Origin of the sequence: Cytobacillus oceanisediminis 2691 (assembly GCF_007678455.1) — a bacterium.
Lineage (GTDB): Bacteria > Bacillota > Bacilli > Bacillales > Cytobacillaceae > Mesobacillus > Mesobacillus oceanisediminis_A.
Map to the genome: position 1 here is coordinate 1 of NZ_VEEP01000393.1, position 238 is coordinate 238.

Sequence of the window (238 nt, forward strand, 5' to 3'; positions counted from 1 at the left end):
CCATCAATCCACTTCAAACAATTCTCTCCATCATCTCCAACTTAACACCACCACCCAAACCCCCAGCAATACCAGTTTCCCACACATCCCATCCAACCAACAATACCAGATCCGCTACTTCTTCACCTTTTCCCCCATCTTCTTCCAATCCCTCCTTCCCTTCCCCATATTCCACCCCAATCTTCATTTTCTCCACATCATCTTCCTCCCGCAATCTATTTTTCCCCATCTTGCTTTC

The 238-nt window shown here is 46.6% G+C and carries 1 protein-coding gene; it reads right to left on the reverse strand.

Features of this window, described 5'->3' with window-relative positions; all coding sequences use genetic code 11:
- Positions 1 to 13: 13 nt before the first annotated feature.
- Positions 14 to 238 (reverse strand): hypothetical protein (locus FS736_RS23965; RefSeq protein ID WP_395883982.1); only part of this gene is annotated, 225 nt, incomplete at its 5' end.